This is a genomic window from Mucilaginibacter sp. P4_C11 (genome assembly GCF_056402115.1).
Genome location: NZ_JBFUIA010000048.1, coordinates 19,108 through 42,042 on the forward strand (window position 1 = coordinate 19,108; position 22,935 = coordinate 42,042).

Annotated in this window: 19 protein-coding genes; 10 read left to right on the forward strand and 9 right to left on the reverse strand. The window is 41.9% G+C overall.

Going from position 1 to position 22,935, the window contains the following annotated elements:
* Positions 1-14: 14 nt before the first annotated feature.
* Together ahr and AC1DU2_RS28380 are read left to right on the forward strand one after the other, a co-directional pair.
* Positions 15-1,037 carry an NADPH-dependent aldehyde reductase Ahr gene (gene ahr, locus AC1DU2_RS28375; protein ID WP_477388726.1) on the forward strand — a complete coding sequence of 341 codons (1,023 nt, stop codon included), beginning with the start codon at positions 15-17 and terminating at the stop codon, positions 1,035-1,037.
* Between the two features lie 35 nt (positions 1,038-1,072).
* Complete coding sequence (locus AC1DU2_RS28380; protein ID WP_477361850.1) at positions 1,073-2,200, forward strand: alkene reductase; 1,128 nt, start codon at positions 1,073-1,075, stop codon at positions 2,198-2,200.
* 54 nt (positions 2,201-2,254) lie between these two features.
* Here the strand turns inward: AC1DU2_RS28380 and AC1DU2_RS28385 are convergent, their stop codons facing one another.
* Positions 2,255-3,739: an aminotransferase-like domain-containing protein gene (locus AC1DU2_RS28385; RefSeq protein WP_477388728.1), complete on the reverse strand. Its 1,485-nt coding sequence runs from the start codon at positions 3,737-3,739 to the stop codon at positions 2,255-2,257.
* Positions 3,740-3,971: 232 nt separating this feature from the next.
* Here AC1DU2_RS28385 and AC1DU2_RS28390 point away from each other — a divergent pair, with 232 nt between their 5' ends.
* Together AC1DU2_RS28390 and AC1DU2_RS28395 are read left to right on the forward strand one after the other, a co-directional pair.
* On the forward strand, positions 3,972-5,111 hold the full coding sequence (locus AC1DU2_RS28390; protein WP_477361854.1) for an alkene reductase: 1,140 nt from the start codon (positions 3,972-3,974) through the stop codon (positions 5,109-5,111).
* Positions 5,112-5,171: 60 nt separating this feature from the next.
* Positions 5,172-6,233, forward strand: coding sequence for a zinc-dependent alcohol dehydrogenase family protein (locus AC1DU2_RS28395; protein ID WP_477388730.1), 1,062 nt, complete (start codon positions 5,172-5,174; stop codon positions 6,231-6,233).
* A 124-nt stretch (positions 6,234-6,357) separates the two neighbouring features.
* Here AC1DU2_RS28395 and AC1DU2_RS28400 read toward each other — a convergent pair whose 3' ends face one another.
* The 4 genes from AC1DU2_RS28400 to AC1DU2_RS28415 form a co-directional block, all read right to left on the reverse strand.
* On the reverse strand, positions 6,358-6,774 hold the full coding sequence (locus tag AC1DU2_RS28400) for a nuclear transport factor 2-like protein (protein WP_477388732.1): 417 nt from the start codon (positions 6,772-6,774) through the stop codon (positions 6,358-6,360).
* 24 nt (positions 6,775-6,798) lie between these two features.
* Entirely contained in the window at positions 6,799-7,143 is a 345-nt protein-coding gene (locus AC1DU2_RS28405) for an EthD domain-containing protein (RefSeq protein WP_147051932.1), read from the reverse strand.
* A 69-nt stretch (positions 7,144-7,212) separates the two neighbouring features.
* A complete protein-coding gene (locus tag AC1DU2_RS28410; protein WP_477388734.1) occupies positions 7,213-8,010 on the reverse strand; it encodes an alpha/beta hydrolase in 798 nt (265 codons plus the stop codon).
* A 187-nt stretch (positions 8,011-8,197) separates the two neighbouring features.
* Entirely contained in the window at positions 8,198-8,800 is a 603-nt protein-coding gene (locus tag AC1DU2_RS28415) for a TetR/AcrR family transcriptional regulator (protein WP_477388736.1), read from the reverse strand.
* 382 nt (positions 8,801-9,182) lie between these two features.
* Here AC1DU2_RS28415 and AC1DU2_RS28420 point away from each other — a divergent pair, with 382 nt between their 5' ends.
* Both AC1DU2_RS28420 and AC1DU2_RS28425 read left to right on the forward strand, forming a co-directional pair.
* Complete coding sequence (locus AC1DU2_RS28420) at positions 9,183-9,923, forward strand: SDR family oxidoreductase (protein ID WP_477388739.1); 741 nt, start codon at positions 9,183-9,185, stop codon at positions 9,921-9,923.
* 88 nt (positions 9,924-10,011) lie between these two features.
* Positions 10,012-11,247, forward strand: a complete 1,236-nt coding sequence (locus tag AC1DU2_RS28425; RefSeq protein ID WP_477388741.1) for an MFS transporter — start codon at positions 10,012-10,014, stop codon at positions 11,245-11,247.
* A gap of 19 nt (positions 11,248-11,266) precedes the next feature.
* Here AC1DU2_RS28425 and AC1DU2_RS28430 read toward each other — a convergent pair whose 3' ends face one another.
* Positions 11,267-12,040 (reverse strand): MBL fold metallo-hydrolase, encoded by a 774-nt coding sequence (locus tag AC1DU2_RS28430; protein ID WP_477388743.1) that lies wholly within the window; start codon positions 12,038-12,040, stop codon positions 11,267-11,269.
* Between the two features lie 311 nt (positions 12,041-12,351).
* Here AC1DU2_RS28430 and AC1DU2_RS28435 point away from each other — a divergent pair, with 311 nt between their 5' ends.
* The 4 genes from AC1DU2_RS28435 (at position 12,352) to AC1DU2_RS28450 (ending at position 16,545) form a co-directional block, all read left to right on the forward strand.
* Positions 12,352-14,559: a tetratricopeptide repeat-containing sensor histidine kinase gene (locus AC1DU2_RS28435; protein ID WP_477388745.1), complete on the forward strand. Its 2,208-nt coding sequence runs from the start codon at positions 12,352-12,354 to the stop codon at positions 14,557-14,559.
* A 269-nt stretch (positions 14,560-14,828) separates the two neighbouring features.
* Positions 14,829-15,371 carry a carboxymuconolactone decarboxylase family protein gene (locus AC1DU2_RS28440; protein ID WP_477388747.1) on the forward strand — a complete coding sequence of 181 codons (543 nt, stop codon included), beginning with the start codon at positions 14,829-14,831 and terminating at the stop codon, positions 15,369-15,371.
* A complete protein-coding gene (locus AC1DU2_RS28445) occupies positions 15,368-15,805 on the forward strand; it encodes a lipocalin-like domain-containing protein (protein ID WP_477388749.1) in 438 nt (145 codons plus the stop codon). The genes AC1DU2_RS28440 and AC1DU2_RS28445 overlap by 4 nt, the downstream gene beginning before the upstream one ends.
* A 20-nt stretch (positions 15,806-15,825) precedes the next feature.
* Positions 15,826-16,545: a hypothetical protein gene (locus tag AC1DU2_RS28450; protein WP_477388751.1), complete on the forward strand. Its 720-nt coding sequence runs from the start codon at positions 15,826-15,828 to the stop codon at positions 16,543-16,545.
* A 332-nt stretch (positions 16,546-16,877) separates the two neighbouring features.
* On the opposite strand, the gene AC1DU2_RS28455 is transcribed toward AC1DU2_RS28450, so the two are convergent.
* From AC1DU2_RS28455 to AC1DU2_RS28465, 3 genes are all read right to left on the reverse strand, one after another.
* Positions 16,878-18,839 (reverse strand): sigma 54-interacting transcriptional regulator, encoded by a 1,962-nt coding sequence (locus AC1DU2_RS28455; RefSeq protein ID WP_477388753.1) that lies wholly within the window; start codon positions 18,837-18,839, stop codon positions 16,878-16,880.
* Positions 18,840-18,886: 47 nt separating this feature from the next.
* Positions 18,887-20,947, reverse strand: a complete 2,061-nt coding sequence (locus AC1DU2_RS28460; RefSeq protein WP_477388755.1) for a sensor histidine kinase — start codon at positions 20,945-20,947, stop codon at positions 18,887-18,889.
* Between the two features lie 214 nt (positions 20,948-21,161).
* On the reverse strand, positions 21,162-22,793 hold the full coding sequence (locus tag AC1DU2_RS28465) for a sigma-54 interaction domain-containing protein (protein ID WP_477388756.1): 1,632 nt from the start codon (positions 22,791-22,793) through the stop codon (positions 21,162-21,164).
* Between the last annotated feature and the right edge of the window lie 142 nt (positions 22,794-22,935).

The following is a 22,935-nucleotide window of genomic DNA, read 5'->3' on the forward strand; positions in this document are numbered from 1 at the left end:
CAAATAGTAATCATATGAATACAGTAAAAGCATGGGCAGCTCTTGAACCGGGTGCCGAATTAATACCATTTACCTACGAAATGGGGCCATTAGATGCCGAAGAAGTAGAGGTTGAAGTACAATATTGCGGCTTATGCCATACCGATATTGCATTTATTAAAAATGAATGGGGTACCATACCCTTTCCATTGGTGCCTGGGCATGAAATTACCGGGAAGATTGTCGCACTTGGGGATGTAGCTAAAACCAAAGGACTCCGTATTGGCCAAACCGTAGGTATTGGCTGGACTAATGGCAGCTGTGGGCATTGCGGCCCTTGCCTGGATGGCGATCAAAACCTTTGCGAAAACGTAAAGGCTACCATTTGGGGGCACCACGGCGGTTTTGCAAGCAGGGTAAAAGCACATTGGATTTGGGCTGTACCTATTCCAGATGGATTGGACCCCGCCGACGCAGGCCCGATGTTTTGCGCGGGCATCACTGTTTTTTCACCGCTGATGGAGTATGGCGTTAAGCCAACCGATAGGATAGGAGTATTCGGTATCGGCGGCCTTGGTCACCTTGCTATTCAGTTTTGCCATGCCTGGGGGGCCGAAGTAACGGCCTTTTCATCTAACGCGGCCAAGCACGATGAAACAAAAAAACTGGGTGCCGATCATATCGTTTCGAGCCGGGATACCAGTGAATGGGATGTCCTGAAAGGAAAGTTTGATATCATCATTGTAACCGTAGCCGTACCGCTTGACTGGGATAAAATTATTGCCATGCTTGGGCCAAAGGGACGCCTGCACTTTGTAGGTATTGTTTATGAGCCTATCCCGGTATCGGTGATTGCTTTGTTAGGCGTTCAAAAATCGATATCTGCATCGCCCGGAGGTTCAAGGGGCGTGTTAGATAAAATGCTGCGTTTTGCAGCCCATCACAAAATAAAACCAGTTACAGAGCATTTCCCCATGAGCAGGATAAACGATGCTATTGCCCATTTAGAGGCAGGGAAAGCCAATTACAGGATCATCCTCGATGCTGATTTTAAATAACATGATCTGTTAAATCAACACAAAACAATAGTCATATGAAAACACAGGATAACAGTAACACCAAATTGTTTTCGCCAATTAAACTGGGCGCTTATGCGCTAACGCACCGCGTAGTTTTACCACCGTTAACGCGCATGCGTACCGAAACAGGTTTTATACCTAATGACCTGATGGTTGAATATTACGCCCAGCGTACCACACCCGGCGGGTTTATGGTTACAGAAGGTACCGTGATATCCGAGACAGGTCACGGTTATTACGGCGCGCCAGGTATTTATACCGATGAGCAGACGGAAGGCTGGAAAAAAGTAACCGCTGCAGTGCACGCCAAAGGGGGGATTATATTTTTGCAGCTTTTTCATGTGGGCCGCGAATCGCACAGGGATCTTCAGCCCGACCACGCATTACCTGGTGGGCCTTCTGTTGTGCCGCATGAAGATTTGGTGTTTACCCAAAAAGGCTGGGTGCCTGCAGATTTGAACCGGGCCTACGAAACAGAAGAAGTAGAAGCCCTGGTTGAAGATTACCGTAAAGCTGCCCAAAGGGCAAAGGATGCCGGGTTTGACGGGGTAGAGCTTCATGGTGCCAACGGTTATCTGGTTGATCAGTTTTTACAAGATGGCTCTAATAAACGCACCGACAAATATGGTGGCCCAATGGAAAACAGGGTAAGGTTTATGAAGGAAGTAGTGGAGGGCATGTTAGCTGTTTGGGGGCCGGATCGTGTTGGCGTCAGGCTGGGGCCAAGCGGCACGTTTAATTCCATGTCTGATAGCAATCCAATCGCGCTTTTTGGTTATGCGGCCGATCAGCTTAATCAATTCGGCATCGCTTATTTACACCTGATCGAACCAAGGATTAAAGGCAGTTATGAGGAAGTGGATGGCATGGAGCCCGTTGCCTCGATACATCTCCGTAAAATATTCAAGGGCCTCATCATTGCAGCTGGTGGGTTTGATTTTGAAAAGGGTAACGAGATACTCGAGAAAGGCTATGCCGATCTGGTTGCTTTTGGGCGGTATTTTATAGCCAATCCGGATTTGCCTTATCGTTTCAAAAATGGCTTGCCGTTAAACCCATATAACCGGGATACTTTTTATGGCGGAAACGCAAAAGGGTATATCGATTATCCTTTTTACAGCGAGGAATTAGTTGCTGAATAATTACCTATACCATTCATAATGCCCATTTCCTCTAAAAGCGGGGATGGGATATTTTTATAATAGGATTTGGGTCGCTGATGCTTCAAGCCCATGCACCGGGATAACAGATGCTGTTTTTTGCAGGATCGATTTGACCAGTTTCCCCAAAGTTTTTAGCGAGTCTTCTATTTTGGTACTCCATAACGGACAGCAATTAATGCGCATGAAATTTCGATAATGATTAGCTGCCGAAAAGATTTGGCCGGGGCAAAAGCCTATCCCGAATTTGAGCGCTTCCCGCTGTAATTCCAGCGCGTTGACATTTTCTGGCAATTTTACCCAAAGGCTGTAACCGCCGGCAGGCACCGAGATATTTACATCATCAGGAAAATATTCAAGGATGGCATTCCTGTACCTGGTAGTTTGTGCCTGGGCAAACTGCCTCAGTTTTTTAATATGCGCATTGTATTCGCCGGTTTCTAAAAAGCGACCAATGGTATCCTGCAACAGACCGTTAGTTGATATATTCTCCGCGAATTTCAACCGCTCAATTTGTGCCTGGTACTTACCGGCCGTAACCCAGCCTATCCTGAACCCGGGCATCAATGATTTGGAAAATGATGAACAAAATAACACATTGTCATAAGTATCGTAAGCCTTGACCGGTAATGGTCTTGTTTTGTCGTAGGATAGCTCGCCTAGGGCATCATCTTCAATTAACGGGATATTCAATTCGCCTAATAATTTTACCAGTCTTATCTTATTTTCCTCGGGCATAGCGCAGCCGTAAGGGTTTTGACACACCGGCATAAATAAGCAGGCTGCAACTTTATTGGCTGCCAGGGCGGTTTCCAGTTCGTCGAGGTTGAGACCAGTAACCGGTTCAACACTAATACCTAATGCTTTTAAGCCTTTGCTTTCCAGGCATTGCAAAACACCGGCATAGGCCGGGCTTTCGATAGCCACAATATCGCCTGGTTTGGTTATGGCCTCCAGGCAAAGACTTATAGCTTCCATACAGCCGTTGGTAATCAGGATTTCGTCCTGCTTAATACTGTGTTTCCAGTCGAACGTGTGCAGGGCTATTTGTTTAATCAACCTTGGATGCCCCTCTAAGAAAGAATATTGAAAAATGTTACGCTCTTCTTTTATAGAAGCCTGCATCACTTTATTGATCCTGCTGATGGGCAGGTATTCATTTGCAGGGGCAAGTGATGAAAAATTGATCACGCTATACTTAGCCGTATTTTTTACCATAGCCGCGGCCATGGTATTTACTTCAATAAACTCAGGCAGCGGAACATAACTTTCTACTGCCGTTCTTTTAATGATGCTTTTTATAAAGGTATTGATATAAAAGCCCGAACCGGGCCGGGATACAATAGCTCCTTTGGCCTCCAATATTCCGTAAGCTTGTTTAACGGTTGTAAGGCTCACTTTAAGCTCTTCGCTTACTTTACGTACAGAAGGTACTTTATCGCCGGGCTGCAATTGAAGGCCGCTGATCGTTTCTTCTATCTTGCTGACGACCTGTTCGTACCGGAAGGTTTTGTGTGGCATTTATATCGTATCTGGATAACAAATATAAGCCTTAATATGCTGTTAAACCTGTTTTACCAACTAATATTGCACTGCTATAACATAGTGAAATTATATAAAATATACCAACTGGTATTAGATTTTTGACACCTACTGTATCTTTTTCTGCATGCCCTTTAAGCGGACCTTTGACATATCAAATCGGTGATAATTATTAAAGATCACCGGTGCTAACAAGTCAAATAATAAAAAAATGAAATCAGAAATTAATGCAGTTAATACTGCTGATAACTCAAAACTATTTACCCCTGTTCAATTAGGCCCCTATCAATTAGATCACCGTATAGTGATGGCTCCATTAACCCGTATGCGTACCGAGGTTGATTTTATCCCTAATGATCTGATGGTTGACCATTATTCACAACGCGCAACCAAAGGTGGCTACATGGTGGCAGAAGGTACCGTAATTTCAGCAACAGGCCATGGCTATTATGGCGCGCCCGGAATTTATACTGATGAACATGTAGAGGGTTGGAAAAGGGTTACTGCAGCTGTACATGCCAAAGGCGGGATCATATTTGATCAGCTGTTTCACGTCGGTCGCCAGTCACATAACAGTCTTCAGCCTAACAATGCTTCACCAATTGGCGCTTCGGTAGTTCCATTTGAAGATTTTGTATATACTCCAACAGGCTGGTTACCTGCCGATATTAACCGTGCTACAACCACCGAAGAGGTTAAACAACTGGTAGAAGATTACCGCCAGGCAGCCATCCGCGCTAAAGCAGCCGGTTTTGACGGCGTTGAATTACATGGTGCAAACGGCTACCTGGTAGATCAGTTTTTACAGGATGGATCAAACCAAAGAACTGATATTTATGGTGGTTCGATAGCAAACAGGGTGCGTTTTATGCTGGAGATTGTAGAGGCATTGGTATCCGTATGGGGTGCAGATAAAGTGGGCGTAAGGGTAGGCCCAAGCGGTACTTTTGCATCAATGTTTGATAGTGACCCCATCGCCTTGTTCAGCTATGCGGCCGAACAACTGAATAAATTCAACCTGGCTTATTTGCACATTATTGAGCCGCGCATTAAAGGCGCTGTTGAAGAAGTTGAAGGTTTGGAGCCGGTGGCCGCCATGCACCTGAGGAAGATTTTTAAAGGAACTATCATAGCCGCCGGTGGCTTTGATTTTGAAAAAGGCAATGCCATTATTGAAAACGGTAATGCCGACCTGGTTGCCTATGGCCGTCACTTTATAGCCAATCCCGACCTTGTTTACCGTTTTGCAAACGGTTTTGAGTTAAACGCATATGACCGCGATACTTTTTATGCCGGCGATGCCCGTGGTTATAACGACTACCCTGTTTACGAGGAACAGGTAACTGTATAATAAATACGTCGAAGGCCGCTACGTTATAGCGGCCTTCGTTGTTAATGGTCTTATTTAATAATGAAAGCTAATAAAAGAGAGATGTTAAACTATCTTCAATCCATTGATGGGCTTATGGCCAATCAATCACAAATAGCCCGCACCGTTACATTTTCAGAAACCGGCGGTCCCGAAGTACTTGCCATAAATCACATCAATATACCGGCACCTGCCGCCAACGAAGTACGCATCCTGGTTAAAGCGATAGGCCTTAACCGTGCTGAAGCCATGTGGAGATCTGGCGCCTATATAGAAGAACCTATTTTACCGGCTAAACTTGGGTACGATGCCTCCGGGATCATTGAATCAGTAGGAAGCAATGTAAAGAATTTTGCGGTAGGCGATCAAGTGGGTACCATTCCCGCTTTTTCTCAAAACGAATACGGGGTATATGGCGAATTGATATTGATGCCTGCACACGCGGTTATCAAAAGTCCCCCATCGCTAAGCTTTGAGCAGGTAGCAGCTATATGGAACCCATTTATTACGTCTTATGGTGCATTAATTGATGGCGCTCATTTATATGCAGGCCAATCGGTTTTAATTACGGCTGCTTCAAGCAGTGTAGGTCTTGCCGCTATCCAGGTTGCCAATATGGTGGGTGCTGTTCCCATAGCGTTGACACGTAAAAGCGACAAAAAAGAACAGCTTTTAGATGCAGGTGCAGCTTATGTGATAGCTACTGAAGAAGAGGATGTTGTTGCCGTGGTAAAAGAAATCACGAAGGGCCGCGGTGCCGATGTTGTTTTTGACCCGGTTGGTGGTCCGTTATTTGCCCAATTGTTGTTGGCGTTAACCCGCGGCGGGCAAATGTTTTTATATGGCGCACTTAGCGATGAAGTAACCCCGCTGCAACTGATCGATGTTTTAAACCAGGTGCCTGTTATAAAGGGTTATACTGTATGGGATATTACCAAAGACCCTGAACGGGTAGAAAAAGCAAGGAAATTTGTTTTTAGCGGGATCGCATCCGGCGCGTTAAAGCCCATGATAGCCAAAAAGTTTGCTTTTGAGCAAATTGTTGATGCTCACCGGTTCCTGGAATCTAACCAGCAAATAGGTAAAATAGTGGTAACCGTTTGATAACGGTAATAATAATTGTTGATTTGTTTTGATACCGTTTTGAACTGATAAAACCAGGAGTTGAGATATTAATTATCCCTTCCCCTGGTTTCAAAACGGTTTTCATAGCATCCAATTAGGTTGCTTACACTGCCGCGGCCGCGTTTTTTGCGATTAATTGCATTAACGCTTCCGGTTCAAAATAAGCCACCCATAAAGAAAGGGCCTTGTTATCTTTGATGGTCCAATGTTCAGATATCTTGATCCTGTCGGCCGTACCCACCAGCGCAATATTAATAAGTATGATTATGTGCTCATTTTCGCCTACAAGGGAAATGATCTCGCATCGTTTAAAATCAAGCACGGCGGTAACCTGGTGCAATACATCATCAAGGTAAGCTTGCAGGTTGCTGGTGCCGCCCCATGGTAAATAATTGGGTGCTGTAACTTCGAATTCCGGCAAAAATATCTCGCCATATGCCTTTGCTTCACTATCGGTACCGCCTTCGTAAAAGCTTCGTACCAAAGCTTTATTACGGTCTGTTAAATGTTGGTCAATCATGGTATCTTAAATTAAAAGAAGTGTTTAACTAATGACCACGTTTTCAGTAGCGTAAATCCAAAGGATCTTTTCGCGATCAATAAACAGCGCCTCATCTGGCGCTATGGTTTTAAAATAATTGTCGGATGCAAACACCTTGTTGATATCTTCCATCTGCTCAAACCAAATTTCGGCTATGCCATCAAAAGGCGCTACCGGAAACTGATCAAGGCTTTCGCCGGTGCTATGCACTTGGGTGTATTTTTTAACATATTGTTTTACTTCGGCCTGGCTGGAAAATAATGGACCGTGAATGTCTTTCCAATGGGCTTTAAATTCGTCCAGAGTAAGGTCGGCCCGTTTAGGAACGAGGATACATAATTTGATCATGATATTATTTTAAAGGAGATAAAGGGATAAACAATCCCGGCTGGAAAAGCCGGGATTGTTTGGATTGAATTATTTTGCAACACTATTGGCAGCAGCTTCAATTACTGCAGCTACTTCTTTAGGGTGTGATATAAAGGCTACGTGGCTGGCTTTAATTTCGGTTACTTTCGATCCTGCTCTTTTGGCCATAAAACGTTCTGCATCCGGTGGGATCATCCTGTCTTCGGTTGATACAATGAACCAGCTTGGTTTTGTTTTCCAGGCGGGAACGCTGATAGGTGTAACAGCGGCGGCAATTCCAAGCGGGGTTTGAGAATGTGCCATAAAGTCGGCCTGGGCTGGCGATAGATCGGGGCAAAAATCCTTGTAATACTTGGCCATATCATACCACAGCAATCCTCTCACCGGCGGCATAATGCCCGATTCCGGGTTTGGCGGACCGGCTTTCTGCAGGCTCAATAACGATTCGCCTGCATCTGGCGCAAAGGCCGATACATAAACCAATGCGGCCACACTTGAGGTATCGCCGGCTTCGGTGATCACAGCGCCCCCATAGGAGTGACCCACAAGGATCACCGGGCCTTTTTGGCGTGCCAATACAGCCTTAACCGAGGCTACGTCGTCGGCCAGGCTCAGGTCTGAGTTGCTTACCACATCTACATGGTAACCTTTGGCATTTAATATTTTGTAAACGCCTTCCCAGCCAGATACATCGCCCCAGGCACCATGCACCAATACAATGTTTTTAACCTGGGCAATTGCAGGGTTGGTAATAAAAAAAGAAGTAAGGAAAATGGCGAGCATACCTAAAAATGCCCCTTTCCCTTGTGTTGTACCGTAATGTTTAGTTTGGGTTTTACTTTTCATGATTGAATGTTTAAATTTTGATGATTTAATATTCAATCAGGAGGCAAGATGTATACCAGTAGTTAATTTACTGATATGGAGTGGCTTGTGGTTTTATCCTAATCGTAAACTGGCGTTATATCGTATTTTCATCAAGCCGCTGTCAATATTTGGTGTAACCTGGAGATTATCCGCAAGGAATTATTTATTAAGGATTTTGTTTTACTGAGGCATAAGATGCCAGTTCAGTTTTTAAGCTGTTGATGGTCATCAGCATCGGTTTAGTGCTGTTTAACACCCGGCAAATAGCATTTGCCCCTTCAATAGACACCAACATACGGGTTGCAAATTCATTGGGGATGATAGTAGCAGATAGTTCGCCGCTATCAATTCCATCCTGTATAATGTTTGTAAACAGGCTAATAGTAGTATCAACCATTGTTTTTACCTTTTTTTTAATCACGGGGTTGGTATCATCAGCCTCGGTAGAAAAATTTACAATAGGGCAGCCCCCATCAATATAACTGGCCAGCGGGTTCTTGTTATTGTCCATAAACGCGCCAAGTTTAGCAATAGCGGTGCTATGCTTGTTAAGGGTGATGGTTCTTCGGTCGGTTAATTTTTTAAATAAAAGATCAACTGCATCCTGAGCTATCTCTTCCTTGCTTTCAAAATGACCGTAAAAACAGCCCTTGCTGGTGTTAGAGGCTGCTATGATCTCGTCAACAGAAGTACCGGCAATCCCTTTTTCGTTAAATAAAATGGCAGCCCGCTCTATAATGTGCTGTTTCTTTTCTTCTGCTTTACTCATTTCTATCTATTTATAATGTAAATATAGACTAAACGGTTTAAATTAGGTGATTTGATAACGCGTTTTGAAATTATTTTACATTAATGTTAAAAACGCTATCGACCTCGGTTTGAACTTATATGCCAATGAATAAAGATTGAATTTGCTTGTTTTAGGCATTAAATCAAGCAAAAAACCTTGTTGTATTTAGAGTGGCTCTTCCTGATCTATAAAAAAAGTGAATTGACATCAAATTGTAATTAAGATAAAAATAGACTAAATAGTTTTATAAAATAAACTAATTGGTCTATGTTTGTGTCGTCATCTGATAGGCGAAAGCGTAAGTCTTGTTTGTTAAAATTAGACTAATTGGTCTGTCGGATGCCCTTATAAAAAAACAAAAATGAACAATCAAAAAGTAGCCCTGGTAACAGGATCAAATCGTGGTATTGGTTTTGAAACCGCAAAACAACTTGGTGAAAAAGGTATCACCGTAATTTTAACCGCACGTGATTTAAACGTTGCACAGGATGCTGCCGCCAGCTTAAATAAATCAGGAATTGACGCTTACGGAATTAAATTAGACGTAACTAATGCAGATGACAGAAAAGCTGCCGCCGCTTACATAGAGTCAAATTTCGGCAAACTGGATATCTTGATTAACAATGCTGGTGTAGCGCCAAAAGAGTCCTTATTTGTAAGTAAAACAGCCGAAACAACCGAAGAAGAGTTTCAATACATTTACAACACCAACTTGTTTAGCGTGGTTTACTTAACCAACGAGCTGTTGCCTTTATTAAAGAAAAGCGATGCCGGCCGTATTGTTAACCTTTCAAGTATTCTTGGTTCATTAACTATTCATGCACAGCCAGAAAGCCCTATAGCGGGCTTCCGTGTATTGTCATACAATTCTGCCAAAGCGGCGCTTAACGTATTTACTATTCACCTGGCTGCCGAATTAGAAGGTACCGGTATTAAAGTGAACGCCGCTCACCCGGGTTGGGTACAAACCGAACTTGGCGGCAACGAACAGGCCCCAATGAGTATTACCGATGGTGCAAAAACCAGCGTTGAACTGGCCCTTTTAAGTGAGGATGGCCCTAACGGAAGGTTTATTCACATGGGCGAAGAACTGCCCTGGTAAATATTGCCTATAAGTAGTAACCCAAAGCTTTTGCGATACCTGTATGGTAGCTGCAAAAGCTTTGGGCTTTTGCATTAAATTATTTGTTATGAAAATTATTAAAGAGAATCATAGAGGTATCAGTACGATATTGGCTTTTGCCCTTATTCCGTTATCCGGTTTTGCTACCGATATTTATATTCCATCGTTGCCGTCAATGGCCACTCATTTAGGCGTTACCAACGCTGCAGTGCAGCTTTCCTTAATTGTTTTTATGGTAAGCTCGGGTATTAGTCAATTGTTTGTAGGGAGTTTGCTTGATAGTTTTGGTCGTTACCGCTTAGGCACCATATCACTATTTGTATTTGCCCTGRCCAGTATTAGCATAGCACTTAGTCATAGCATTCAGCTCATTTACGCCATGCGGGTTTTGCAGGGGATAACCGTAGCCTTGATTGTGGTAGGCAAAAGGGCATACTTTATGGATACTTACACCGGCGAAAAGCTGAAGCACTATACCAGCTTGTTTTCTATCATTTGGGCTACCGCACCCATAGTTGCACCATTTATAGGCGGGTACCTGGAAACTGCTTTTGGCTGGCAGGCTAATTTTTATTTTTTGGGTGTTGCCACCTTTACCTTACTTGTACTGGAGTTGGTGTACAGCGGCGAATCACTCAAAAATTATCAGCCATTTAAAGCAAAAAGCATCCTGCAGGTTTACTGGTCTACATTGAGCACACTGGATTTTTCTTTGGGGTTAGTCATGATCGCTTTAAGCTACGCCATGCTTATAGTGTATGGTATGAGCAGCCCTTTTATTATCGAACATGTGTTTCATTTATCACCTGTGGTCACGGGGTACTGTTCGCTGCTATCGGGTGTATCATTAATGACGGGCGGCATCATTTCAAAAACGCTCATTAAAAAGCCGTTGGTGAAAAAAGTTTGGGTAGCCGTTACTTTACAAACAACCTTTGCGGCGCTGATGGTTGTTGCATCGGCATTTAAAACCAACCTGGTTACATTAATGATGTTTACAGCCGCGGTACATCTTTTATCAGGCTTTATCTTCAACAATATATTTGCCTATTGTTTAGGCCGGTTTTCAAAAAACGCGGGTATAGCAAGTGGCGTTACCGGAGGTTCATTGTACATCATTACTTCTGTTTTTAGCTATGGCATTGTAAATGTTATCGCCATAAAAAACCAGGAGTTTTTGGGTATAGCTTACCTCACTTTTGCGGTGCTGGCTTGTATTACGTTTGCTTTATTTACCAAAGCCAGGAATGGTTATCATCAAAAACAAGAAACAGCAATGGTTTTAAGCAATGCTGTTTCCTGATGATATTGAATATACAAACTTAAAGTAGCTCGGCTTTTTCGCCGGCCGGTAACATTCTTAACCTATCTATCAGCCCAAATGCGCCAAAGGATTGGGCCAGCATTTCTCCAGTTTCAGAATAATGCGACCATCCTTCAAAATGCAATGGAATAATGGCTGAATCCGGGAATGTAAAAGCGGTATCAATAGCGTCATTTGAGTTCATCGTGAGGCTAAACGGTGTCATAAGTTTTGCCGCGCCGGCAAAAATGAATACGTATTTGGGGTTAAACCGCGCTGCAACTTCTTTTACTCCATCGTAAAACACGGTATCGCCGGTAAGGTAGATCTGGGGCAGTTTGTTACCGGCTACAATAAGCACAAAGCCAATTACATCACCGGCTAATTTTTCTACCCCGGTTGGCCCATGCCTGGCAGGGGTTGCGGTGATAGTTAGCTCATCGCCGTTGGGGGTATTGATAACCACGCTTTCCCAGGGGGCCATGCCAAGGGACGCGCCTTGTAATCGTTCGGCGGCTATTTTGGTTGTAAGGGTTTGAGGAACAATTTTTAATAGTTCCCTGCCGGCATGATCAAGGTTATCACCATGCTGGTCATGCGTTAAAAGTACAAGGTCGATCTTGCCAAAATCGGTTAACGCCGGATCAGAAAGTTTTTCTATAGATACCACCGGGCTGATGGGGAATAACGTTCCCGAGGGATCAAGAGTAGGGTCAGTCATGATCCTTAAGCCGCCTATTTCTAAAATAACAGTCGGTCCGCCAAGGTAAGTTACGTTGATTGGGTTGCTCATTTTGATTTTAAGTGTTTTACGCGATGATTTAACGTTAGTAAAATCATAGCTCCCAAAAATGTACCAATATTTAAGTATATGATAATGAGCTATTTGTTTGGAATTTACAGTTCCTTTTAAACTTTATTTCGTTTTTTCATCAAAAACGGCCGCCGTTGGCGCATAAACTGATATTTATCCATAATTTCATCAATTGTACATCACATTATCCCCGGCAACAAATGGTAAACCATTGTGAATTCCCCCTAAAAAATAATTTACAATGTTTAAAAAAATGGAGCCGTTTTTTATTCCTCTGTATTTTATCCTCTTTGTTAGGGCAACAGGCCTTCGCGCAGGCGGAAGTATCGCCCGTTCCGCAAAGCTTGTTGGATCAATTAAAGAAAAGCAAGCCGGATACCAGTCGTATCCGGATACTTATAGAGATTGGCGACGATCACCTTCAGTTTAGCCAGGTGCCCAAACCTCATCTTGATAGCGCCATGAAGTTTGCCGATAGGGCTATCGCCCTGAGTACCTTGTTGCATCAAACCGAATCTGTTTATGAAGCATATATACTGAAGGGTTACACCTACATCAGGATGAATGATTTTGTAAACGGGCAGGCGTATTTTATGAAAGCCATTAACCATTATCATCAAACGGGGGCTACAGCCAAAGAAGCTGAAACCCGGGCATCATTAGGCGATTTGATAACGCCTGATAGTAAAACAAATGATGATTTGAAGATTGGCTACTACCGGCAAGCGCAAAGTTTGTACAAGAAAGCCGGCAAGCAGTTGGAAGCCATTGAGGTATTGAAAAAAATAGCCGATGTTTATTTAAACCAAAGGAATTTGCCCGAAGCAGAAAAGTTATTGTTGCAAGTTGTATCCGAATACAAAGCCGCCAACTTTAAGAACCTGCATTACACTTACGATTTACTTGCCGGGGTTGCCCGCTTAAAGGCAAATCTTCGGGATCAGCTTTATTACCGCTTGTTGGTGATTAAAAGTATGGAAGCTGCAAAGGATTCTGTACATGCGATGGATTTTTATGGCTCGCTTGCCGGCACCTATGCCAGTTTGGGGCTGCTAAAAAAGGCGGAGTTTTATTATCGAAAGGCTCTGCAATCAAATGGCTCGCAATTTTATTATTTTTATTATTTCAGGTTTACAACGGCTCTTACCGATAATTTGATTGCCCAAAACAGGGTTGGAGATGCATTGGATGTTTTACAAAAAGCAATTAAAAAGCAGCCACCGCTTAACCTTCAGGACAAAATATTTATTGATGAAGCTTTTGGACATTGTTATCAAAAACTTGGGCAAACAAAACTGGCCGAAAATTATTATCGGCATTCGGTTACGCTCTCAGATTCCGCATATCTACTAAAGTCTATAAACGGTGGTTTACATTTTTCAAATATCATGAACCTGGTAGATTTATTTATAGCTGAGGGTGATTTTAAGAATGCATCTCTTTATTTAAAAAAGACTATCCCGTTGCCCAAAGAGCGTTTATCGCCGATTTCACTGGCCAATTATGAGCTATCATTATATCAAACAGATTCTGCTTCGAGGAATTTTGAAACTGCAATAGGTCACTTAAAAAAATATGGCCGGCTAAAAGATTCTGTTTACAACATTGAACAAACCAAAAAGGTAGATGAGCTGATCTATAAATCAGAAACCGAGCAAAAAGACAGGGAGCTTGTGCTTCAAAAAGGACTGGTAAAGCAAACCGTATTGGTCAGAAACCTGGTAATTGGTGGCTTGTTTATGGTATTACTATTGTTAGGGATACTCTATAACCGATACAGACTTAAGCAACGTAGTAACCTGTTACTGCAACAACAACGAAATGAGATTGATGACCAAAACCACGCCCTGCAAGAGCTGAACAATAAACAAAATAGCTTGCTTACCGAAAAAGAATGGCTGTTGCGCGAAATTCATCACAGGGTAAAAAACAACCTGCAAACCAGTATCAGTTTGCTTAACATGCAATCGGCGCATATCAATAATAACGAAGCGTTAAGCGCCATTAAAGATAGCCAGCGCAGGATGTTTTCGATGTCGTTAATTCATCAGCGGCTTTACCAATCAGAGCGTATGACGCTTATTGATATGCAGATCTATATCAATGAATTGGTTGTTTACCTGAAGGAAAGTTTCACAGGTCGCGAAAATATTGGGATGGATGTTTCAATAGATCCGATAGATCTTGACGTAGCACAGGCGCTTCCGCTGGGATTGATTATAAACGAGGCCGTAACGAACTCTTTTAAATACGCTTTTCCAGGTAATAGCAAGGGCTTACTTAAGATAATTTTGATCGAAAAATTCGATCAAATGATTTCATTAGTTATCCAGGATAATGGAATCGGATTCCCTTTAGATGAATTTAATGAGCACACCTCGCTGGGTATAAAACTAATGAGAGGCTTAGCCGATCAGGTTCATGGGGATTTTGATTTACAAAGTTTGCCGGGAACAACTGTCAGCGTTAAATTTTCACGAATTCTATTGGTTAGTTAACTAACCTTTCCTCTCCTCCCCGGTTTCCGGTGTGTTCAAAGCACCCCTGTATCGTTCGTGAAATCCCGCGTAGAATTACGATATAAGATAATTAAAATTTTACAATATTTATGTAACTGTTTGATATGTAGTTTTTTGTATGATGGCATAAAAGTGGCAAAGCAATAGTTGTTATATGCAGATGAGACGTGACTAAACTTTAGTATGGCCCAATCTCAGCTGGTATACAATTTAAACTATAGCGTTCCATAACAAAAGCATATTAATAAATGAAAACTACATTTGAGATCAAAAAAAGAGAAGAGGTATCAGTGGCCGATCAAGCTGTTTATAATTCGGCAACTAAGCAACTTGGTTTTGTACCCAACATGTATGGCGTTATCGCAAATTCAGAATTTGCATTAAGCCGTTATGTTAAGGCCGAGTTTGGTAAAAGCTCCTTAACCACCAAAGAGCAGGAAGTGATTAACATTGTTGTTAGCGGAGTTAATGCATGCAGATATTGCACCGCTTTTCACTACAACTACCTCCAAAAATTAGGGTTAGGGTCCGATCAACTTGCCGAGATCAGGAAAGGGAGCGCGTTATTTAACCCCAAACTGGATGCGCTGGTAAAATTCACCAAAAACATCGTCGAAAAACGTGGTCATATTGATGGCGAATTGGTGGATAATCTTATAGACGCAGGTTACTTAAAAGGAGCAGTTATCGATACCATTTTGCTCATCAACTTAAGAGGGGTAACTAACTATATGCATGCGGCCCTGGGCGAGTTTGAGATTGATTTTCCGCTGGCCCCCGATTTGATATGAGTGCCCTAAAAAATCTGGTTATTGGTGCCTGGACCCTGGTTTCTTTCGAACAGGAAAGCCAGGCGGGAGAAATCATATATCCATTAGGCGATGACGCAAAAGGTTCAATTTATTATTTGCCCAGCGGTTATGTATCTGTCCATATTATGGATGTAAACCGTTCAGAAAATGTAGATGAACTAATTTATAAGGATAAGCAGTTAAAATACAAAGACCTGGGTTACCTGGCTTATTCAGGTCGATATCATATTGATGAAGAGAATCGGATAATGACCCATCATATTGAAATAAGCTTATACCCCGAATGGATAGGAGGGCAGCAGGTTAGGCTAATTAAACTGGACGGAGAACATCTTCAGCTTAGTTCAAACGGCCCGGTAGGGCCACAAAAAATTCAATTCAGGTTGCTTTGGAAGCGCGCCTTAAACGACTAATATAATATAATTCAAATAAGATGAATGAACTACTCAACCTGGCGGTTAAAGCCCATGGCGGCCTTGCGCGTTGGAATCAACTAAAATCAATAAAGGTTCAGGCTTCCATAACTGGCGGCATCTGGTATGTTAAAAGTCGCCCCGATGTTTTGAAAGATGTGATTATTGATGCCCAAACTCAGCATGAAAAAGTGGTTATGGTGTTTTCAGGCCAGGATAAAACGTCCACCTTTCAGCCAGAACTTATTTCGGTGGCCAAAAATGGGGGCATCGATGTTGAAAAATGGGAAAATCCAGAACTCACGTTTGACGGACATTCCCTGCATACGCCCTGGGAAGATGTACATGTAGTCTATTTTAGCGGTGAAGCGCTTTGGACCTATCTCACCACTCCATTCCTTTACACGTATCCCGGCTTTATCACCGAAGAGATTGCCCCCTGGCAGGAAAATGGCGAAACCTGGCGCAGGCTAAAAATAATATTCCCTGATAATATAGCCAGCCATACGCGCGAACAGGTATCGTACTTTGGCCCTGATGGTCTCATTCGCCGGCACGATTATACAGTTGATATTCTTGGGGGCGCTACCGGGGCAAATTACGCCACCAATTACCGTGATGTAAATGGCGTTATCATACCCACAACCAGGCGGATCTATGCCTACGAAGGAGATGGTCATCAAGTGATTAGCGATCCTTTATTGGTAGCTATTGATATGGGCGAGATCACGCTTAGCTAACATATTGTCCCTAAATGTAAAGTTCGTGTAAGTATTTCAGAAGACCGGAATATTTGCGTGGGCCTGATCATTGCTAGTGATATGGTTATTTTCGATACATCAAGCTCCTTTTTTATATAACTTACGGATTATCAACTCATTTTCTATAGCGCCTGTGCTGATGACCTAATACCGGCTCATTATCGGTGGTGTTTAGGCCGTGTTATATCTTTTGCTGTTTTTAACAGCGTATTTTAATTGCTGATAATTAGGCAACGAAAATGAAAACCCCATGGAATAAAAACAGTGTACAAAAATAATATCGCAAGGTGACTACCCATGTTTAATACATGTTACAAATAGTTTTTGACGATCCCTAATTTCTTGATCTTAGCAACCAGCGTATTAGGAGGAATGTCTAATAATTCGGCTGCACCACCCGGGCCAGATACTTTGCCATTACATTTTTTAAGGACCTCCATGATATAGTCTCTTTCCATTTCTTTTATCGTTTTAACGGAGCTATTTACCTGCACCGGCGACGTTCCGGTAGTTGAAATAATGGGCAGATCAATATACTTAATGGTATCTCCTTCATTGAGTACGATGCTCCTTTCTATCAGGTTTTCTAATTCACGAATGTTACCTGGCCACGGGTAGCCAATCAGATCGTCCATAGCCTGGGTTGATACTTTTTGAAGTTTTTTACCCATTTTGTCTGATAGATACAATAAAAAATAGGCAACCAATTGCGGTATATCTTCTTTTCGTTCCCGCAGCGGGGGAAGCCATATGGGGAAGCCGTTAAGGCGATAGTATAAATCAAGCCTGAATTTGCCTTCGGCAATAGCTTTCTCTAAATTTAAATTCGTGGCAGCAATGACCCTTACATCAGTTTTGATCACCTTATTACTGCCTAGCCTCACAATTTCGCGCTCCTGCAGTACACATAGTAATTTCACTTGCATATCAAGCGGTAATTCGCCTATTTCATCTAAAAAAATAGTTCCGCCTATGGCTTGCTCAAACTTACCTATCCTCAAATCAACAGCACCGGTAAATGCCCCTTTTTCATGCCCGAATAATTCAGATTCAATTAAAGTAGCCGGTATGGCCGCGCAGTTAACTTTTATCATAGGCTTGTTTGCCCTTGGGGATAGCTTATGAATTGCGCGGGCTATCTTTTCTTTTCCGGTGCCGCTTTCACCAAGTAAAAGTACCGATATATCAAAAGAGGCTACTGTGCTTAGCTTGTCCTTTATCGCTTTAAAATTAGGGCTATTGCCTATAAGGCCAAGTGTTTCATCAGTCCCTAATTTGGTCAAGCTTTTTTCTATGCTTTTAAGATCCCCGGTAGTAGTAACTTTTGCGATTGATTTTAGTTCGATAAAATCGGCAAGGTTAGGGATACAATCACAAATTTTGATCAGCAATAGATTTAGCCTGTTTAATAAAGCGCTCTGATCCAGGGTAAACGCATCTGTAGCCCTGCCATAAAACGAAAAAGTTAATATTTTGGAATCGCTAATGGGTATCGACTTAGCCAATATGGATTGCAGATTAAAAGCTAAAGCAATTTGCTTATCCATTTTATATGTTCTGCACATTTTACTAAAATCATGTGATTTTAGTAAAACGCTTTTAGAGTCCGGCGTTACATATTTGTTCCAGGAGTTACTTTCTTCAGTTGATTTTCCGCTCTGTTCAACAAATTCGTTTTTGTCTATAAGTTCAAAATCCTGTTCGTTTTTCTTATAAAATCCTAAACCGTCAACTACCTGTTCTTCCTCACCTTTCCAGCATATCAAAAAGAAATCAAAAGGAATGTATTGTTGCAATGATGAAATGATTTTTAACAATTTTTCATTTTTGCTACCTACACCTGCAAGTACACGCATTACATCGTCTTGCAGCATTGTTTCACGAAAAAGTTTTGCTTCCAGGTCATGCTCATGCCGGTATTTTGCAACATCAAGCGTAACCAACACATCTTTTTCACGAAACGGTTTCACCAGGAAACCGTATGGCTTGGTGGCCTTTGCCAGTTCCAGAACACTTTGATTGGAGTTTGCCGAAACGTAAATGAAGGGAATCCGCATTTCAACAAGCTGGTTGGCCAGATCTATGCCGGTTAATTTACCAATTAAATAAATATCTAAAAATACCCAGGCCGGTTTTTTGAGACTGATGATCTCCAGCGCCTTAGACACCGAAGAGGCAATGCCGGCTATTTCATATCCGGCCCGCTCCAGGATCATTCGCAGATCGCTGGCTATGATAAATTCGTCTTCAACAATAAGTATTTTACCTTCCATATAATATAAATTAAATTTCAGCAATTTTATCCAAAGGGCTGTTTCTTTTATTTGATATTTTTGAACGTTATCGTTATCTGCATCCCATGCAAACCTTGAATTTCTAAACTGCCCTGTATTTGGTCTGTCAATCCTTTAATCAGGTTTAAACCTAAAGATCGCGTTGTTTCATGGTTTATAGATTTTGGTAAACCGATGCCGTTATCTGACACGGATAAAATGAAGTCATCATTAACACCAATTGTGAATTTTATAGTAATTGTACCACTTTTACTATCAGGGAAAGCATACATAATGCAATTTGTAACTGCTTCATTGATGATTAGCCCAATAGGTATTGCCATTGCAAGATCAAGTTGAATAGCCTCTGTAAGTAAATCGAATTTAATTTCACCAGATCGTTCGAAGCTTTCTCCCAGGTAATTTACAAGCTCCCGGATATACACCTTCATATTAATGGATGCCAGGTTTGCAGAGTGATATAACTCCTGATGAACAAGTGCCATAGCGTGCATCCGGCGTTGACTACTGTTTATAGCATCTATGGCATCAATATTTGAAAGATAGGCTGTTTGCATGTTGAGCAAACTCATGGTGGTTTGCAGGTTGTTTTTTACACGATGGTGTATTTCACGAATAAGCCATTCCTTTTCATTAAGCAGTAACTGTTGTTTATTGTTAAGCTCATGCAATGAAATGTTTTGCAGGTTTATCTCAGTTTGCTGACGTTGAAGCTTAAGACTGTTTTTTTTGTTGCGGCGAAAGCCGTTGTACACCAAGCCGGTAATAACCAGCAATACCAAAACGCTGCACAGTACCAGGTTTCTCTCAAGATTTAATTTTTGCAAAGCAACGTGTTGTTTTTGGCCCTGGCTTTGCAAGGTCATTATCGATTTTTCTTTTTGAGCAGTTTCATATCTTATTTGCAATTCAGAGATCTGGTTGCTTTTGGTATCGTTGAAAAGTGAATCGTTCAATAGATTATGCCGTTCGAGGTTATTGATGGCAGAGAAGTAGTTGCCCGAGGCTGAATCAATTTTAAATTTTACAAGGTAGGCATGACTGAGGGCAATAGGGTTTACCATACTTTGGTTTAATCGAAAGAATTTGCCCATGAAAGCTTCTGCTTTTTTGTATTGCTTGAATTTTATTAAAAAATCGCAGATGTCGTTGTAGTCGGCCACGTAGTTCTGCACATCAAGATACATTTCTGCCTTAAAGATCTGATCATCGATGCTGAGTGTTTGGAGGTGACATTTTTCGGCCTGGTTAAACTGCCCCAGCGCGGTATAACACAAAGCTAAGGACTTGATTATCATTCGATTTTCTGGCAGTAAAGTAGGGGATAAGCTTTTGGCTTTTAATTTCAAAAACTCTAATGCTTCGCCGCTTCTGTTTAAAGCAATTAGTGTGCGTGTATAGGCCATGTATAAGCGATAATCAACATTTACCGCGCTTTTTTTGTAGGCGAGCGCTTTTTGGTAAAAAGCAAGGCTCTTATCAAATTGATTGAGTTCAAAATAAATTTGCCCAAGTTTGTAGTATGCCAGTTTTTGCCGGTAAATATCTGTAGGATCTTCTAAGGTTTTAACGGCCTCTATCCTGTAGTATAAAACCGTTCTTAAATCTCCGCGTAGCTTATTTAAATCTCCCAGCGAGCTGTATATATAAAAAAGATGCTTGTAGTGTAAGCTCTTTGACTGGGATACAATTTGCAGATATTCAGTTTCTGCGAGGCTAAGTCTGCGTAGGTTAAGGTCTGCATCGGCAATAGCTCTTAATGTTTCCAGTTGGTTAAAAATATCGTTTAGTTTTTTTAACCGGGTGTATGCTGTTTGCAGGGCCTCTAGTCTCACCTTATAACTGGCGGTGTCATTGCTTTGCAAAGCCAGCCCTAACCGCATCCACGTGCGCGCCTCATCCTTTAGCCTGCCGGCCTGTATTTCCCTATTGATCACCATCATGAAATCTGCCCGACCACGTACCAAATCGCGTTGTTTGAGGTAAGCCTGCCCGCGTACCCTGAGGCTTTCATTATTCCATTTCTCTGAATGTAGTAACTCACTTAGTTTCATAGCCTTATTAAACTGTGTAAACGCGCTATCCATATTAGTTTTATAAGTCCCTGGCTTTACCAGGTAATGAAATCCTAATTCAATAAACAATTTAACCCGATTGGTATCTGGGTTGGTATTACTTATAAGAGCAAATAAGTCTTTCGGAGATCGGTCTGTTCGTGGTTGGGCAACAGCTCCTAAAGGACATATTGAAAGAAAGAAAACGATAAATCGAGCTTTAAAGAAATTTGTCATCTGGTGTTTATCACTTCAATCGGTGCTCTTTTTTTATGTTCAATCTTCTTATTTTAGAATTGAGCGTTGTCGAGGGTATTTTTAAAACTTCTGCAGCTCCGCCTATTCCTGCCACCTTGCCGTTGCAATATTTTAAAACCGCAATAATATGCTCCCGCTCAACTTCGTCAATAGTTTTTATATGGCTCCCCACGTTGCCGCGGGCTGTGCCATCTTCAGATATATCAGGTAAATTAATTTGATTAATAACAGCACCAGGGGTTAACACAATCGACCTTTCAATCAGGTGCTCCAATTCCCTAACGTTTCCGGGCCAACTGTAGGCTGTTAATTGTTTTAAAACCTTACTCGAAAATGCAGGCAGTTTTTTTAAGTTTCGGGGGGCATATTTATGCAAAAAATACTTTGCAAGGTCGGCTATGTCTTCTTTTCTTGTCCGCAATGGAGGCATAATTATCGGGAAAATATTAAGCCGGAAGTAAAGATCGCTTCTGAAATTTCCCTTTTGCACTTCGAGCATCAAATCGCGGTTGGTGGCTGCTATTATCCTTACATCGATTTTAATGACAGCTTGCCCACCAACCCTTTCAATTTCCTTTTCCTGCAAAGCCCGTAAAAGTTTTGCCTGCAATTCAAGCGGCAATTCGCCAACTTCATCCAAAAAGAGTGTGCTTTTATTGGCGAGTTCAAATTTACCTATCCTGCGTTCGGTTGCTCCGGTAAAGCTTCCGCGCTCGTGCCCAAATAACTCGCTTTCTATCAGATTTGGGGGCAGCGCGGCACAATTGATTTTAATCATGGTCTTTTCTTTTCTGATAGAAGCCTTATGCACGGCCCTTGCAATTAGCTCTTTTCCTGTGCCGGTTTCGCCCATGATAATCACAGTGCTCTGTGTTTTTGCCACTTTTGAAACCAGGCGATATACTGCTTTCATGGATTCGGAGGAACCCACTATTTCCCCATAATTAGTCATACTTTGCATCTGCGTAGGTGGATGCAAATTTTCATTTTCCAGCTTTTGTTTTAAGTTATTAATTTCCTGAATTTGGGTTTGTATTTTTTGTTTGGCTAGTATAGTTGCGATAGTAGCTGCAATAGGCATGCAAAAAGCCTCCGCTAAATTAATGCTCATCAAGTGCGGCTCTATCCATATAATGCCCATTGTTTCGCCTCCACAGATTAAGTTTGAGGCAATGACTTTTTTTAATCCTGTCTGCTTCCACAATTGCACATACGATGGGGCCTGCCCGGATCTGACCAATCTATCTGTGTCAAATTCAAGTGGGCCGGGAGACCGCATTATGCGATCAATAATGCCGTCTTTTAACGATTTTACCGATAAAAGCGTTTCAAGTTGAGGAAGATTGGTGAAACCAATTCCAAAGTCGAAAAGATAAGTATTTAAGGAGGTCCTTTCCTGGTCAAATATACTTACGTAGTATTTTTTTATTTGCGTTGTATGTATAAATAAACCCCTAATTGCAATGGATAACTTGGTTTTGTCTCCAATCATCGCCATTTTTTTGCTGATCGAAAGTAATGGCTCTGCATTTTTTTCATGAATTGGCAATAGCTCTGGGTCAGATTGCAGAATCCCCGGATTCTTAATGGAATTTATAACAGCGGATTCCGAATTCATCATGGCATATTTAGCTTAAGTTTATTTGATAAGCTGAAATTGACATTCAATAGAACAAGGTATTGGTAAATAAATGGTCAACCTCAAAAATACTCAGATGCTAAAATCAAGCCAGTTTATATGTTGCTCATTATCAGTGGTGTGT